Origin of the sequence: uncultured Kordia sp., from assembly GCF_947489565.1 — a bacterium.
Taxonomy (GTDB): Bacteria; Bacteroidota; Bacteroidia; order Flavobacteriales; family Flavobacteriaceae; genus Kordia.
On record NZ_CANLEA010000001.1, the window covers coordinates 33,047 to 49,220 of the forward strand.

A 16,174-nucleotide genomic window follows, 5' to 3' on the forward strand; every position below is an offset into this window, starting at 1 on the left:
AAATATTATGATTAAAAAATCGACCGTAAGTTTGTTACTTGTCATTGCCTTGTTTTTTGGCGCTATACAAGTAATTGAAGCGAGCAATTCAGAACTGGATACCGGAGATTATATTTCCCTTCCAAAATTTTTAGATAAACTAAGTAATGAACATGCTGTGTTCTTTTCTTATAATGCAAAGGATGTAGTTGATACGAAACTAAACCCTAAAGATTATAATTACAAAAACCTAAGTAGAGTCATTAGGAAATTAGAGCAAACCACACGTTTTGTGTTTGAACATCTTGGAGATAAATATTATGTAATTTATAACAAGAAGAACAATAGAGCTAAAGCGATTGCTAGTAATCTTGATCAAAAAGGTGTAAACTCTAGTTTGGTATTAAAAGATATAAGGCTTCAAAATATAATTAAAGGAACGGTTATAGATGCTGAAACTGGAACTCCATTGCCTGGCGCTAATGTTTCTGTAAAAGGATCATCATTAGGAACTGTCACTGACTTCGATGGGAAATTTATACTCGATGTAGCTGAATTACCCGTGACACTTATTTTTTCCTCAATAGGTTTTGAGCCGCAAGAAATGTCTGTGAGTTCTACAAGAACTGTAAATGTTGCCTTAAAATCTGGTTTAGCCTTAGATAAAATTGTTTTAGTAGGAAATAGAGCAAAACCTAGAACAGTTTTAGAGTCTCCTGTACCAATTGATAATATTAGTGCTAAAGAGTTGGCCATTAGTGCGCAACCTGAGGTTGATAAAATGTTGAGTTACCGTGTCCCTTCTTACAATTCAACAAATCAAACAATCTCGGATGCAACGGCACATTTTGACCCTTCTGAACTTCGTAATTTAGGACCAAGTAGAACTTTGGTACTTATAAACGGAAAAAGAAAGAATCAAAGTGCTTTGGTATATGTAAATGAAACGCCTGGTAGAGGTGAAGTTGGTGTAGATATGAAGAGTATTCCAGCTTCTGCTATTGAACGCGTGGAAGTACTTAGAGATGGAGCTTCTGCACAATATGGTTCTGATGCCATTGCAGGTGTGATCAACATTATATTAAAGGAAAAGCCAAAACAAACTACGATTAATTTAGGATCGGGAGTTACTTCTCAAGGAGATGGTTTCCGATACAACGCAGATATTAATACTGGATTTACTTTTGGAGATGGTGGTTATTTTAATGTAACAGCCGAATTTTATCACCAAGATTATACCAATAGAGCAGGAGAGCCAGGAAACGATTTATTGTTTGGAAATATTTTTGGAGATTCAAGTTTACTTGATGGAACAAATCCATGGATTCAAGCAAATCCTGATTTAGGAATGATTGTAGGACAGCCTGAGTACGATAAGTTTGGATTGTCATTTAACAGTGGAATGCCATACGATGATGATAAAGCAGAGTTTTATGTTTTTGGAAGTTTGCAACAACGTAACGGAACAAGTTTTGCATTGTACAGAGCGCCGTATTGGATTACAGATGATTTCGGTTTATTAACGCCTCCAGGACAGCCATATAATGGTTTTCAGCCTACGTTTGAAACGGATATTAGAGACAATACACTTTCTATTGGAAACCGCTGGGAAATGTTTAACGGGTGGAAATTTGACCTGAGTTATACATTTGGTAGAAACGCAGTAGATTATACTATTGGAAATACCATCAATCCTAGTTTAGGAGCCAATAGTCCAACAGAATTTAATCCAGGAGGATATAGCTTTAAAAACGATATTGGAAACTTAGACATTTCAAAAAGCTTTGGTGATGTTTCTATTTCATTAGGATCTGAAATACGAAGCGAACAATTTGTTACAAAAGCAGGAGAAACGGCTTCTTTTATAAATGGAGGAGCACAATCTTTCCCAGGATTACGTCCAGAAAATGCTTTACGTGAAAAGCGTTCTAATATTGGTGTATATGGAGGAATAGATTGGGATGCTTCAGAACAATTATTAGTTGGTGGAGCTGTTCGTTATGAAGATTATAGCGATTTTGGAAATAATGTTTCTTGGAAAATTAATGCAAGATATTTACTTCCTGAAAAGAAAGGAGCTATTAGAGCTTCTGTAAATACAGGATTTAGAGCACCATCATTACACCAAATCTATTTAAGTAATATTCAAACATTACAATTAGCAGACGGAACTATTGGTCAGCAAGGAACGTTTAACAATGCAGATCCAATTATTATTGATCCAATATCAGGATTAGGAGTACCACAATTAGATGCGGAAGAATCATTTAATATTGCGGCTGGATTTACGTATAAATTTACACCACAGTTTACAGTTTCTTTAGACTACTACAATATCAGAGTTGATGACAGAGTATTATTCACAAATCCATTAGGGTTTGATGGAGATGATACTACAACCAATGCAGTAGAGCAAGTATTAATAAATAATAGTATTGGAAATATTACGTTCTTTGTGAACGCAGTTGATACAAAAACACAAGGAATTGATTTAGTTGCAAATTATAGAGGTATTGAATTAGGAGAAGGAAAATTAGCAATTAATGGTGCTTTTAACTGGAACAAAACTGATATTGATGGAACAATTTCTGTACCTGAAAAAATCTTAAATGCTGGATATACAGATATCTTTAATAGAGAAGAGCAATCAAGAATTACGACTGCTCGTCCTAACTTAAAAGGTGTAGTAGGATTGGAGTACGAACTTGGAAAATGGTTCTTTGCATTGAACAATACATATTTTGGAAAAGTTACTTGGCAACATCCAAGCAATCCATCTTTTGATCAAACATTTGCAGGAAAGGTTATTACCGATTTTACAGCATCGTATGATTTTTGTAAATCAATGTCAGCTAAAGTATCTATCAATAATTTATTAGATGTGTATCCTGACGAAATTAATACATTCGGAGATTTTGGAACTGACTTAGGTGGTCGTTTCAGATATCCTTGGGAAGTAAACCAGTTTGGATTTAATGGTATGACATTAAGCGCTGGAATTACGATTAACCTATAATAAATTATAGTACATATTAAAAAGAAAGACGCTTCTACATTAGAAGCGTCTTTTTTGTTTTTAATATTAATTAAATACGGTTTCTAAAGGCTGATTGGCAAGTCCTCTGCGTTTTGCCGTTTCTTGACTTTCTCTGGCGGCAATTACAAATAAATTAAAGTCATATCTTTCCAATTCAGGTGTAGATACACTTCCTTGTACTTTGTATACAGGAATTAAGAATCTTTGTAAATCTGACGGACTTGAGGCAAAATACCCAAGACGTACATCTGTAATTTCTCCAGCACTTTTTCCTTGTTCTTTGATAATGGCAAATCGTTTGTTGTCAAACACTTGTTGTACTGCTTCTTCGGGTGAAATTACTTCTATTTTCCCTACTTGTTTTGGAGTTCTATTAAAGTGTACAAATTGCACTAATTGATCATTATTTATAAAAGATACTTGTGTTTTTGCACCAGCTCCAAATATTGGTAAACCTTCCAATTCGTGTGTAAAATTGACATTCATACTGGTTGGAAATCCTTCAGGGTTTCTGTCTTTTGGTGATTCGCTTGTAGCGGCAAAAGAGTTTGAAACAGAATGCACTTTCATCGTGCTTTCGTCAATTTTTAGCTTTTCTAAAAGCTTTCTTGCATTGTGAACAGCTTCTTCTTCAGAAGGTAAGTTTCTAGATAGTTCTTTGTTTTCGCTATATGCATTTTCACGATCTGTCCACCAAAACGAATCGCTTCCTGTGTATATTTCTAATGCTTCTTTGTCGTTTCTTATAATGAGTTGATCTCCTAAATCTCTGAGTTCACCTTCTGTTTTAAAATTTGAACGTAAAAACTCTGTACGTTTTGCTATATACTCGGCGTATTCTTTGTTTTTGCTAGAAGCAGTATCAAAGTGAAACGTTTTATACATTGGTATATGACCAACATGGTTTGGTAATTTTGTATTGAATTTGAATAATGAATCTTTCATTTTGTAGTATTTTTTGATGGTTGAATGTTAACAGCTTCCGTTTGCGTATGCCAATAGTGTAGGATTGTCAGGATCGATACTTACCGAACCTTTTCCGTGCCAATGATCATTATACGTGCTAATGCTTCCTTCGTTGGCGCGTAAGTACGCCCATTTTGTAGCTGCTGGTTCTGTTTCGATACAGGCTTTAATCCATGCTTCGCGAACCGTCCAAGAATCGTTCAAACGTTTTGCAAATTTTTCTCCACGATTTTTTTTGTCATAACATATCGTAGCAAATCCTAAGATATAGTGCAATCCTTTAAACAATCCCCATCCCCAACGTGGAAATACGCCATTATATTCCAAAGCTTGGCAACCGTCAAAAACAATCCATTCCAAATCTTTATCACCTAATTCCATTTCAGTATGTCTTGCTTTCCCATTATCAAGATCGTTTCGTCCAAAAAGCAAATAATCTCTCCAACCATGACCAGAGAAAAATGCAATATCTACATTGTCAATATAAGTTGTGTCTGTTCCCGAAGACGGAGAACCTTTTCCTGATTGTTCAAAATCACGATCCCAAGCAGAATTATTACCATAATCAAATTGCTTTACACCATGTAGTGTATTGTAAAAACGTCTCGCATTGTCGTCATTATTACTCAGGTCAGAGGCATTTCCGTTGTATTCGTTTACCCATTCAATTCCTATTGAAGCCATAAATAGTAGTTTTTAGTTTTTCCCCAAAGCTACTTTGTAATGAAGAAGATTAACGCCATGTAAACCCTAAAAACGGCTAGGTGTTTTCCCCCTTTTTGCAATTTGTTAAATATATAAATGATTGATAATCAATTTTCAACAGCTTCAATGTTAACTTAATGTTACGTAAAAGTTGCTAAAAAGTAAAAAAAAGGTTAAGTTTGTAATATAATTATTAACAAGCGCCTCAAATTTTTTAAAAATATATAGATATGAAGAAGTTACTTTTAATAGCAGTGTTCCTAGTTTCGGGAGTTGCTGCATTCGCACAAAATAGTGATAAACCAACGTTAGAGAAAAAAGGAGATTTAGTAAAAGCTACCTATTACCATGACAATGGAGTAGTAGCGCAAACAGGCTATTTTACCTTAAATGGAAAGTTGCAAGGAGAATGGAAATCATTCGATGCAAAAGGAAACAAAACTGCCGTTGGAAATTATGATAAAGGACAAAAAGTTGGAAAGTGGTTCTTTTGGAACACAAACCAATTGAGCGAAGTAGATTATAATGCAAGTAAAATTAAAGATGTAAATACTTGGAAACGTTCTACTTCTGTTGTGAGCAACAAATAAGCTTTTATAACAATCAAAAAAAATCCCGAAATCTAACTTAGATTTCGGGATTTTTTTGTGGATATAATTCGATATTATACCGTTTCTACTGGCAAATCAATTTCGTTTATATCAATATCATCACCTTCATTTGAATCGTTTTTAATACCACCATATTCAACTGGACGCTTACTTTTAAACGCCCAGAATTTGAATTTTGTGATCAGGTAGAATAATACCGGAACAATAATTAATGTTAAGAACGTAGCAATGATTAATCCGTAGATTACAGTCCATGCCAATGGTCCCCAAAATATTACATTGTCTCCACCTATATATATTTTTGGATCAAATTCACTGAATAGAGAGAAGAAGTCAATATTGAATCCTATCGCTAATGGAATTAATCCTAATACTGTAGTAATTGCTGTTAGTAATACAGGACGCAAACGTGCTTTCCCCGCTCTTACAATTGCTTCATATACATATGGCATTGGTAAGTAGATAGTTTCAGGAATATTTAATTCATGTTTCTTTCTATCAATGAGCAACTGTGTATAATCTAAAAGTACTACACCATTGTTTACTACAATTCCCGCCAGTGAAATAATTCCCATCATCGTCATCATAATTACGAATGGCGCACCTGTAATTAATAATCCACCAAAAACACCAATCAAACTCAAGAAAATGGCGATCATAATGATGGTCGGTTTTGAGATCGAGCTAAATTGGAAAATTAAAATCAACATAATCAATCCTAAACCAGCAAAGAATGCGCCCATTAAGAACATCATTTGTTTGTTTTGCTCTTCAATTTGCCCAGTGTAGTCAATTTTTACACCTTCTGGCTTAAAGTCATCACCGATTTCTGCTTTTATTTGATCCACAATAGCAGCAGCATCTGTATATCCTGGTGCTAAACCAGAGTATACGGTTACAACACGTTTGTAATCGTTGTGTTTAATGGCGCTAAATCCAGATGTATTGCGTTGTTTTGTTACCGCAGAAACTGGAATTTGTTTCAACTGTCCCATTTGATTTCTAAAAATCAACTGTTGGTTGAATAACGAACTTGTGTTGTAACGGTTGTCTTGATTAAAACGGACATAAATGTCATAATCTTCTCCATCTTCTTTATAAACTGCCGCTTTTACACCAAATAGTGAATTACGCAATTGTTGTCCAACTTGTCCCGCAGAAACACCTAACTCTCCTGCTTTTTGTCTGTCAACCACCACTTGCATTGCTGGCTTTCCTTTATTTACGTCAATTTTTAACTCTTCAATTCCTGCAATATTCTTTGTATTGATGAGGTCACGTAATTTTTCTGCTTCCGCGATCAATTTTGTATAGTCGTTTCCTTCCAATTCAATATTGATAGGATATCCAGCTGGTGGACCTACGGCGTCTTTTTCAACAGAGATTGCAACTCCAGGATAAATTCCTTTTAAAGCTTCGGTTACTTTTGTACGCAATACTTCACTGTCTTCTCCTTTACGGAATTTATATTCGCGCATGGACGCTGTAATTTTTCCTTTATGCGGCATTTCAGCTGATGAACCTCCATCTGTTTGTGGATTTCCAGCTCCTTCACCAACTTGTGATACTGCCGATTCTACCAAGAAGTTTTCTTCTCCGTCCATGTATGTATTGTCATTTAATACAGCATATACACGTTGCTCAATATCTTTGGTAATTTCATTTGTCTTTTCAATCGCAGTTCCCTGTGGATATTCGATATAGACAATAATTTGATTTGGTTTATTGTCTGGGAAGAATTCTACTTTGGTACGCTTGCTTCCAATCGATTCTCCAAACATCATAAACGTAACAATTAATAATACAAACGTTCCGATTGAAAAAGCATAAGATTTCCATCCTGTTAAAGCAAAACGTAAGAAACGTTCGTACGCTCTTTCAAGTGCCGCTAAAATTTTGGTTTGGAAATAACGTGCCATTGGCTTGAGTACATATTTGTATGCCCAAAACATAATTGCTGTAAAGAAAAATAATGTTCCTAAACCTTTAGCGCCACCGCCAATGATATAGCATATAACTCCTAAGAATACCAATACACTTGTTAGAATGATAAGTTGCCTAACTTGAAGCTTACGTTCTCCAACTTCCATAAATTGTGATACCATCATAGAGTTGATAAAAATTGCCACGAACAGTGACGAACCAAGTACAACGGATAGTGTAATAGGGAAGTAGATCATAAATTGCCCCATAACTCCTGGCCACATTCCAAGCGGAACAAAGGCAGCTACTGTTGTTGCAGTAGAGATGATAATTGGAAAGGCAATTTCACCAATTCCTTTTTTGGCAGCTTCTATACGCGACATGCCTTCTTCATCCATTAAACGGTATACGTTTTCTACTACTACAATTCCGTTATCTACCAGCATTCCTAATCCCATAATTAAGGCAAAAAGAATCATGGTATTCATCGTGTATCCAAGTGTGTTTAAGATCATGAATGACATGAACATGGACATCGGAATTGCCAATCCTACGAATAAGGCATTTCTAAATCCTAAGAAAAACATTAAGACAAATACTACCAGAATAATTCCGAAAATAATATTGTTTACCAAGTCATTTACTTGGTTGATCGTTTTTTCAGATTGATCATTTGTAATCGTAACTTCTAAATCTTCATGCGACTCTTTAAACGTATCAATAATTACATTGATTTGTTCTGCGGCAGCAACCATGTTTTTCCCTGCACGCTTTTTCACGTCGAGCATGACTACACTTTCACCAAATTCACGTGCATACGTAGTTTTGTCTTCTTCTTTAAACTTAACCGTAGCAATATCACGTAGATATACAGGTCCGTCTAATGATTTTACAACAAAGTCATTCAATTCTTTAGGATCTTCAATTTCTCCCAAAATTCGAATTGTACGTCTTTGTCCAGAAGAAATCATATTTCCTGCAGAAATCGTAACGTTTCCATTAGCAATAGCACTTCGTACGTCTTCAAAGTTTACTTGCGCCGCCATCATTTTATAGACATCTACGGCAACTTCTACTTCTTTTTCTTGTGCTCCACGAATATCAACTTGTTTGATTTCTTTTAAATCTTCAATTTCATCTTCTAAAAACTCAGCGTATTCTTTTAATTTTTCTACGGTATAATCTCCAGAGATATTAATGTTTAGAATAGGCGTTTCTTCCGAAATATTTAAGTCAAAAACATTCGGTTCAACTTTAGCATCATTAAAAATTGGCCAATCTTCACCGCCTTTTTCAGCATCTACTTCGTCTTTTACCTTTTGTTTCGCAGCTTCAACCGAAAGACTTTCATCAAATTCGACAACAATAATTCCGTAATCTTCTTGTGAAGTAGAAGTTACTTCTACTACATTACTTACATTTTTGATGCGATCTTCAAGCGGATCTACAATAAGCTTTTCAATATCTTCGGCAGTATTTCCGGGATATATCGTACTAATGTAAATCTTAGTTTCTTTAATTTCAGGGAAGTTTTCTCTAGGCATACTAAAATATGCAGAAAGCCCTAGTACTAAGAGTAATCCCATGACGACATAGATAATTGTTGCATTATCTATCGCCAATGAGGACAATTTAAACTCTTTATTGATTTTTTTATCAGACATTGGTTGGTCGTATTATTTTTTTATAATCGTTATTTCTTGTCCATCGTTTACACTACGTGCACCTTCGTCTACAATAGCGTCACCGTTTGTTAATCCTTTAAGAATTTCAATAAAATCACCTTGCGTTTTTCCAGTAGTGATGTATGCTCTTTTTGCTTTGGCAGTTTCTCCTTTAAGTGAATCTGCGATATATACATATTGCTCGCCTTCTGCATTTTCAGAAATAACACTTTGAGGAATTAAGATGGCTTTTGGATTCGTATAATCGTTAATTTTTAGCTTTGCCGTTAAGTTTGGTTTGATGTTTCCATCTTTATTTGGCACTGCAATTTCTACTTTGAACGTACGGTTGTTTGGATCAATGAAATCTCCTGCTTGACGTATGGTTGCATCAATCGTTTTTCCTAATACAGGGAAATACACTTCTACTTTTTTCCCTTTGGTTACACTCGTTAAGTATTTTTCAGGAATTACAGCTTCAATATACATATCACGTAAGTTTACAATACGAATTATTTGTGATTGTCCCGCAGCAACGACCGAACCTTGTTCCGTAATTACATCATCTACAACACCTGTAAAAGGCGCTCTAATCGCAGTTTTGCTAAGTTGAACTTTTATTTGATCAACTGCTTTTTGTTGTGCTTCGTATGCCGATTTTGCTTGTAAATATTGAATTTCAGAACCAATTTTTTGATCCCACAATCTTTTTTGACGCTCGTAGGTTGTTTTGGCTAAATCTGCTTGAATTTGCAATTGTGCCACTTGCTGACTCATTCCGCCATCATCTACTCTTGCTAAAATTTGTCCTTTAGAAACGCGTTGTCCTTCTTTGACAAAAACTTGCTTTAAAATTCCGCTCATTTCAGGAGTAATCACAATATTTTTCTTCGTATCTACATTTCCTTGCAACTCTAAGTAGTGACTAAAAATGCTGTCTTTGGCAGAAAATAAGGTAATATATGTTTTCTTTTTTGTAGGATTGATTTCTTCGATAGCTTCCGAAAGTTGCTTTATTTTAGCATCAAGTTCTGCTTTTTCTACTTTTAAAGCATCTCTTTTTTCAGTGATAGCAGCTACGTTTTTTTCTGAGATTAACGTATCAATATCTTTTTCTTTTCCACCGCCACAAGAAGCTAGTACAAGTACTAAAGGGAGAAGAAGTATATTTATTTTTTTCATTATGATTGATTTTTCTTGTTGTTGTTTTTCTATTAGTTTATATGTTTAGAAGTTTATTGGTTTAGCTGTGATTTGCGTAATGCGTTCAACATTCTACTAATTTCTTCTATATCTTTTCTTGTAGATTCATATTGGTCTTTTGTAATTAAGTTTAGATCATACGTTATTATGAATTGATTTAATAGTTCCATTAAAGATGCATATGCAATTTCTGTAAATCGTGCCTTATCTTTTGGAGAATTTCTTCCTGTTCCTTCAGCAATATTTGAAGCTACTGAAATACTACATCGTCTTATTTGACTTATAAGTCCAAAGCGTTCTGTATCAGGAAACTTTTCTGTGATCTTATATAGATTCACAGACAAGTCCTTTGATTTCTGCCAGACATTTAATTTTTCAAATGAAAATTGTTTCATAAACTCTTAAACTTATAAACTCTTAAACTTAATTTTAAAGATTAATTCGTTTGATTTAAAATAGTTTCTAAAGCTGCTTTTTTGTTAATGACATCGAGCATGGCTTGTAAATATTCTTGCTGTGCTGTATACAATTGTGTTTGTGCTTGACGTAGTTCGAAACTTGATCCAACACCTTCAAAAAACTTCACTTGATTTTTCTTTTCAATACGTTCAGAAAGCCTTAAGCTTTTCTTTGAAGTTTCGTATTCTTCTATAGATAATTGATAATCACTTTTAGCAGAAGCCACTTGTAATTTTAATTGTTGTTCTACTTCTGTCAAATCATCTTGCGCTTTTTCTAAATTGATTTTGGCGCGTTGTGTAGAAGCACTTCGTTGTAAAGAGCTAAATATTGGAATGTTTAAATTAAAACCAAAAGCAGCAGTTCCAAACCATTGTTGTTCTCTTTGAAAAAAGTCGAAAGAATTTCCATTTCCATTATAACCAGCAGTCACAAATCCTGAAAGAGATGGCAACGCTTTGCTTTTTTCTAATTTCAATAATAATTCTTTAGATCTTGTATCATTCGCTGCAATTCTAAAATCAACTGTTTTAGTTACATCGTCATCAGCAGCTAACAAGGAAAGTGTTATGTTTTCTAGCGTAAGTGCTTCTAGTGTATCTGAAAGTTTCGTATCATTATTTAAATCGATTCCCATCGTAATATTGAGCATCTTATATGATAAATCGCGCAAACGCTTTACATTTCTCAAATTACTCTCAATACTTGCCAAAGTAATTTCCAATTGTTCTACATCTTCTTCCTCTGTAAGTCCGTTCTCGTAAATTTTTCGAGTTTCGTTGAGGTTTTTCTGAAGAGTTGCTTTATTGCGTTCAAAAATTAAAACACTTTCTTCAGAAAGCAATACGTTTCCGTAGGCATTCACAACTGCTTTGCGTATTTCTAAATCAGTTTTTTCTTTTGCATTTTGAGAAATTTCTAAAAATACTTTTGCAGATTGTAATCCTACCAAGTAAGAACCATCAAAAATCAACTGATTTAAGGTGATATTGGCATTTACGGATTGCTTGGTTCCAAAAATGACCGGAATAAAATCGTCTGAACCTGGCGCAGTAGGAATGTTATCGATTACGGGTAAACTACTTAAGTCATAAAAATCTTCCAGTTGTCTAATTTGATTAAACGGATCAAAAGCACTTGCAGGAAGTAATGAAACTTGCTGCTTTATATTGTTTTGATAATTAACGGCTCCATTAACTTGTGGAAGTCCAGTGGCTGTAGTTTCCCATTTTTGCTTTTTTGCTGCTTCAATATCGCGAACGGCATTTTTGGCAGTTCTGTTATTTTCGAGTGCAAAAGCAATGGCTTCATCCAAAGAAAAACTCTCTGGTATCTCTTGATTCTGAGAAAATCCCAAACTCAGAAAACATAAACTAAAGATAAATATTAGTTTGTTTCGCATGTTATGATGATTGATTTGTTGTTGTTATAAATTTTTGTAATGTTTCTAATCCTTGTGGTGTACAAATTCCACGCAAGTGATATTCTAAAAATTGATCCATCAAGTTGTGCATTGGGAACATTTTGGTAGGAAACAATTCGTTATCCTTGATGCCAATAACTCCCGTAAAATAAATTCGCGATACAAACTCTACATCTATATTGCTTCGGTACATTCCGGAGTTTACACCGCGATTTAAATTGTCTTTTACACAATCTTGCATGACGTCAAATTGCTTTTTTTTCAGTGTTGCATAGATTTTTGGATAATATTTTTGTAATTGATATTGTGGTGATGCTTTTTCGTTTTTTAAATGTTCCATGACAAAGCGTTTGATCTCGTACAACTCTTCAATAGAGTTCTTTTCGGATGCACAAATCAAATCGATGCCTTCACTAATTACACAAAATAAAGAGCCAGTTACTTCGCTAACCAATGCTGTTTTATTACTAAAATGTGTGTAAATCGTCTTTTTGGATATGCCCATTTCGCTGGCAATATCGTCCATGGTAACACTCTTAAACCCTAGATTTAAGAATAATTCTGTTGCTGTTATTGTAATTTTTTCTTTCATAAGTAGAGTGCAAATGTAAGATGGAAACTTTAAAAACAAAAAAAGTTTCCTAAGTTTTTACAATTATTTAACAAATGATTTTAATTTGCAAGAACAGGAAATATGGTATTTTTGTTAAAATTTTTACATTCATGGTAGCTATTGCTCAATACAGAGAAACATTCCTAAAGTATTTAGATGAAAAAGTGGTTCTTACAGAACCTAAAAACTTATATGAACCTATTGTGTACATTCTGCAACTTGGCGGAAAACGCTTGCGTCCTGTATTGACTTTAATGACGGCTGAAATTTTTGGGACACCTCATGAAAAAGCACTAGATGCTGCCTTAGCAGTTGAGGTTTTTCATAATTTTTCTTTGGTACATGATGATATTATGGATGAAGCACCTTTGCGTAGAGGAAAAGAAACGGTACATGAAAAATGGGATCTGAATACGGGAATTCTTTCGGGAGATGCGATGTTGATTTTAGCTTATCAACTATTTGAAAATTATGATGGAAAAACATTCAAAGCTTTAGCAGAATTGTTTAGTAAAACGGCAATTGAAGTTTGTGAAGGTCAACAATACGATGTTGATTTTGAGACTAGAAACGATGTTACGATTCCTGAATATTTGAAAATGATCGAATATAAAACAGCCGTTTTAGTAGGAGCTGCTATGAAAATGGGAGCAATTATCGCTGAAACGAGCGAAAAAGATGCAGAAGGCATTTATGATTTTGGACGTTATTTAGGATTGGCATTTCAATTACAAGATGATTACTTAGATGCGTATGGCGATCCAAAAACGTTTGGAAAACAAGTTGGTGGCGATATTATAGAGAATAAAAAGACATATTTATATCTGAAAGCGCTAGAAAATAGCTCAGAAGCAAACAAACAGAAATTAATGCAATTGTTTTCTGAAAAACCGACAGAGACTTCTGAAAAAGTGGAAACCGTAAAAGCGATTTTCAACGAAGCAAATGTGCCAGAAATTATGAAAACTGCCATTTCTGACTATACACAAAAGGCTTTTCAAGTATTAGATACTTTAAATATTGGTGATGAAGAAAAGCAAATACTAAAAGTATTCGGAGAGCAATTGATGAAACGAACTGTTTAGTTAGTAGTTAGATTTTAGTTGTGAGTATTGAGATTTTCTCACTCTTATGTGATGCTGAATCGAGTTCAGCATGACGTGTCGTCCACAAACAAATCAACAAAAGAACAAAAAGTCTAACATCTAGCAGCAAAGCGATCTAAAATCAAAGGTCAGTTCCAAACTTTAATCCTATAAAAATAGTTCGTGGTTGTGAAGGTCCGTAAATATAATTCGGATCTCTGTCAATCGTTTGATCAAAATCATCTTGGTATGCATTGAAAACATTCTTTACTCCGCCATTAATCTCCAATAAGTAGTTATCAGAAATCGTAAAAGTTCTGCTAGCATTCAATCCAATTTCAAGCAAATTCGGAGTTTCTTCCAATACAGTTTCCGGAATAAAACCAGCAACATGCGGTACAAACATTTTTCCGGTATACACACCATTTAAATTAAAAGCCCATTGTTCATTTGGCGTATAATTCAACAACATATTTCCATACACATTTGGTGTACGCGTAATTTTATTGGTAACAATTCCTTCTTCAGGTTCATACGATTGTTCAAAATAACTATTCTGAAAAGTTCCGCCCAATTGGAATAAAAACTTCGGATTCGGACTGTATTTTGCTTCTAAATTAAAACCATTCACAATAGCATTATCGCCGTTAATTTTCTCTTTAATCTCCAGACCACCAACATCACCACGCGCTTCATATACAAAAGGATCGTTGATTGTAGTGTAAAAACCTTCAAACGTCAATACCAATTGGTGATTTTCATGCTGATGCGAATATTCTAAAGAACCAATAAAACTATGCGACAATTCTTCTTTTAAATTTTCCGCCAAACGCACACGACGCACTTCACCAGTAATGATTTCAGAATGTACATCTTCCGAATAAAACTGCGGCGCTCTAAATCCTTGCGAATAGCCAGTTCTAAAACTAACGGTTTCAGTAATATTATATAAAATACTCACACGTGGATTCACAATAAAAAGTGATTCGTCATTCAAGTTTGACGTAAATAATTCACCACGCGCACCAGTTAAAACCTTTAAATTGTCCAAAATTTTCCAGTCGAGTTGTGTGTAAATTCCAAGTGTATTGGTGTTTTGTGTGATTGGAATTATGAGCGGATTTTCTCTACGTTCTTTAATGCGATTAAAACGATGTTCTACACCAGAAGTCAAATCCATACTTCCGTTGAAGAAATTTTCAAACTTAGCTGTATGTTGAATTCCAGCAACTGTTACAAAATCTTTCGTCAAACCAAAACCATTTGGATCTTGATTCGTTCCGTAATAATTGTCAGATCGTGTATTTTGAATGTTTCCGTAAGCTGAAAACTTTTGCAAATAATCTTCTGAAAAATAGTCGAATGTAATGCCAGCGCCAAGTACGTTACTTGTAATTTCCTCTGCGATATTGGCAAAAATGGGTGATTTATCAATGAAATCGCCGCCACGTCTATATTCATGTGATGTATTAAATTCGAGTGTCAACTTACGTTGGAAATCAAATTTGTAAAAGGATTTCAAGCCAAAATTCAAATTACGCAATTTGGTCATTTCGGTAAAGCCATCACCGTTGTTGTCGTAGCCTTCACGATCTCGATGCATTCCAAAAAACGTAATTCCTTTATTCAAATCATCTGATACGAAAGTGGAATTAAACGTTGTAACTGCATCGGTACTTTCTCCATCAATCAATCCAATTTTAGAAGCCACTTGAAACTGATTTTCAATAGGATCTTTCGTTATGATATTAATGGTTCCTGCAATAGCATTTGAACCAAAAATGGCCGATCCGCCACCGCGTGTTACTTCAATTTGTTCAATCATATTGGTTGGAATCTGCTCCAAACCATAAATTCCGTTCAAAGAGCCAAAAACTGGTCGACTATTCACTAAAATCTGTGAATACGCACCATCCAAACCATTGATTCGAATCTGAGAAAAACCGCAATTCTGACAATTTACCTCCGTACGCAATCCAGGTTGAAAATTCAAGCCTTCAAATAAAGTTGCGGCCTGTACATTTTTTAAAGATTCTGCATTCGTTACCGTTACTAAAACTGGTGCTTCGCGTCGATTTAATGCCGTTCTTGTAGCAGAAACAACTACTTGATCTAAGCCTAAAATGTCTTCTTCTAAGCTAAAATTCAAAGTCATGATAGTATTTCCAACGGTAATTTCTTTTTCAACCGTTTTAAAACCGATAGATTGTGCAACAATTGTATGACTTCCTGGTGTAATTTTAAACGAATACATTCCTTTTTCGTCTGTCATTGTACCTTTATTCTGATTCTTTACATATACATTTACAAAAGGCACAGGACGATCATTATGTGATATAATTCCTTTTATTTCAGTGTCTTGAGAAAAACCCGTGAAATAAGTTAAGAGTAGAATAAAACAAACTTTTAAGTTCATTACAAACAATTTTTTTGCAAATATAGGTTTAATTTTTAGTCTAGTCTAAAAAAATAACAAGCATAAAAGTAAAAATTGTATATTTGTACT

General features: G+C 34.4%; 11 protein-coding genes. 3 read left to right on the forward strand and 8 right to left on the reverse strand.

Annotated elements, in window-relative coordinates; translation table 11 throughout:
* The first annotated feature begins 7 nt into the window (after positions 1-7).
* Entirely contained in the window at positions 8-2,995 is a 2,988-nt protein-coding gene (locus tag Q0845_RS00130; RefSeq protein WP_298507329.1) for a TonB-dependent receptor, read from the forward strand.
* 66 nt (positions 2,996-3,061) lie between these two features.
* On the opposite strand, the gene Q0845_RS00135 is transcribed toward Q0845_RS00130, so the two are convergent.
* Both Q0845_RS00135 and Q0845_RS00140 read right to left on the reverse strand, forming a co-directional pair.
* Entirely contained in the window at positions 3,062-3,961 is a 900-nt protein-coding gene (locus Q0845_RS00135; protein WP_298507331.1) for a hypothetical protein, read from the reverse strand.
* Between the two features lie 27 nt (positions 3,962-3,988).
* Entirely contained in the window at positions 3,989-4,666 is a 678-nt protein-coding gene (locus tag Q0845_RS00140) for a DUF6345 domain-containing protein (RefSeq protein WP_298507333.1), read from the reverse strand.
* A gap of 251 nt (positions 4,667-4,917) precedes the next feature.
* Between Q0845_RS00140 and Q0845_RS00145 the strand changes: the two genes are divergently transcribed.
* On the forward strand, positions 4,918-5,277 hold the full coding sequence (locus tag Q0845_RS00145; protein ID WP_298507335.1) for a nicotinic acid mononucleotide adenyltransferase: 360 nt from the start codon (positions 4,918-4,920) through the stop codon (positions 5,275-5,277).
* A gap of 74 nt (positions 5,278-5,351) precedes the next feature.
* On the opposite strand, the gene Q0845_RS00150 is transcribed toward Q0845_RS00145, so the two are convergent.
* The 5 genes from Q0845_RS00150 to Q0845_RS00170 are packed head-to-tail and all read right to left on the reverse strand — an operon-like array spanning position 5,352 to position 12,562.
* Positions 5,352-8,885 carry an efflux RND transporter permease subunit gene (locus Q0845_RS00150; RefSeq protein ID WP_298507336.1) on the reverse strand — a complete coding sequence of 1,178 codons (3,534 nt, stop codon included), beginning with the start codon at positions 8,883-8,885 and terminating at the stop codon, positions 5,352-5,354.
* A 12-nt stretch (positions 8,886-8,897) separates the two neighbouring features.
* The gene (locus tag Q0845_RS00155) at positions 8,898-10,067 is read right to left on the reverse strand and encodes an efflux RND transporter periplasmic adaptor subunit (RefSeq protein ID WP_298507338.1); all 1,170 of its coding nucleotides are present in this window, start codon (positions 10,065-10,067) and stop codon (positions 8,898-8,900) included.
* A gap of 53 nt (positions 10,068-10,120) precedes the next feature.
* Positions 10,121-10,483 (reverse strand): four helix bundle protein, encoded by a 363-nt coding sequence (locus tag Q0845_RS00160; RefSeq protein WP_298507340.1) that lies wholly within the window; start codon positions 10,481-10,483, stop codon positions 10,121-10,123.
* Positions 10,484-10,524: 41 nt separating this feature from the next.
* A complete protein-coding gene (locus Q0845_RS00165; protein WP_298507342.1) occupies positions 10,525-11,949 on the reverse strand; it encodes a TolC family protein in 1,425 nt (474 codons plus the stop codon).
* Between the two features lies 1 nt (position 11,950).
* On the reverse strand, positions 11,951-12,562 hold the full coding sequence (locus tag Q0845_RS00170; protein ID WP_298507344.1) for a TetR/AcrR family transcriptional regulator: 612 nt from the start codon (positions 12,560-12,562) through the stop codon (positions 11,951-11,953).
* Between the two features lie 131 nt (positions 12,563-12,693).
* On the opposite strand from Q0845_RS00170, the gene Q0845_RS00175 reads away from it, so the two are divergent.
* Positions 12,694-13,668, forward strand: a complete 975-nt coding sequence (locus Q0845_RS00175; RefSeq protein ID WP_298507346.1) for a polyprenyl synthetase family protein — start codon at positions 12,694-12,696, stop codon at positions 13,666-13,668.
* Positions 13,669-13,810: 142 nt separating this feature from the next.
* Here the strand turns inward: Q0845_RS00175 and Q0845_RS00180 are convergent, their stop codons facing one another.
* Positions 13,811-16,084, reverse strand: coding sequence for a TonB-dependent receptor (locus Q0845_RS00180; protein WP_298507348.1), 2,274 nt, complete (start codon positions 16,082-16,084; stop codon positions 13,811-13,813).
* Between the last annotated feature and the right edge of the window lie 90 nt (positions 16,085-16,174).

What these genes read in the sequence shown, in the direction of transcription:
- Q0845_RS00180 (WP_298507348.1), bottom strand. Translation starts at nt 16,084, where the DNA reads ATGAACTTAAAAGTTTGTTTTATTCTACTCTTAACTTATTTCACGGGT.
- Q0845_RS00135 (WP_298507331.1), bottom strand. Translation starts at nt 3,961, where the DNA reads ATGAAAGATTCATTATTCAAATTCAATACAAAATTACCAAACCATGTT.
- Q0845_RS00175 (WP_298507346.1), top strand. Translation starts at nt 12,694, where the DNA reads ATGGTAGCTATTGCTCAATACAGAGAAACATTCCTAAAGTATTTAGAT.
- Q0845_RS00145 (WP_298507335.1), top strand. Translation starts at nt 4,918, where the DNA reads ATGAAGAAGTTACTTTTAATAGCAGTGTTCCTAGTTTCGGGAGTTGCT.
- Q0845_RS00165 (WP_298507342.1), bottom strand. Translation starts at nt 11,949, where the DNA reads ATGCGAAACAAACTAATATTTATCTTTAGTTTATGTTTTCTGAGTTTG.
- Q0845_RS00170 (WP_298507344.1), bottom strand. Translation starts at nt 12,562, where the DNA reads ATGAAAGAAAAAATTACAATAACAGCAACAGAATTATTCTTAAATCTA.
- Q0845_RS00140 (WP_298507333.1), bottom strand. Translation starts at nt 4,666, where the DNA reads ATGGCTTCAATAGGAATTGAATGGGTAAACGAATACAACGGAAATGCC.
- Q0845_RS00160 (WP_298507340.1), bottom strand. Translation starts at nt 10,483, where the DNA reads ATGAAACAATTTTCATTTGAAAAATTAAATGTCTGGCAGAAATCAAAG.
- Q0845_RS00130 (WP_298507329.1), top strand. Translation starts at nt 8, where the DNA reads ATGATTAAAAAATCGACCGTAAGTTTGTTACTTGTCATTGCCTTGTTT.
- Q0845_RS00155 (WP_298507338.1), bottom strand. Translation starts at nt 10,067, where the DNA reads ATGAAAAAAATAAATATACTTCTTCTCCCTTTAGTACTTGTACTAGCT.
- Q0845_RS00150 (WP_298507336.1), bottom strand. Translation starts at nt 8,885, where the DNA reads ATGTCTGATAAAAAAATCAATAAAGAGTTTAAATTGTCCTCATTGGCG.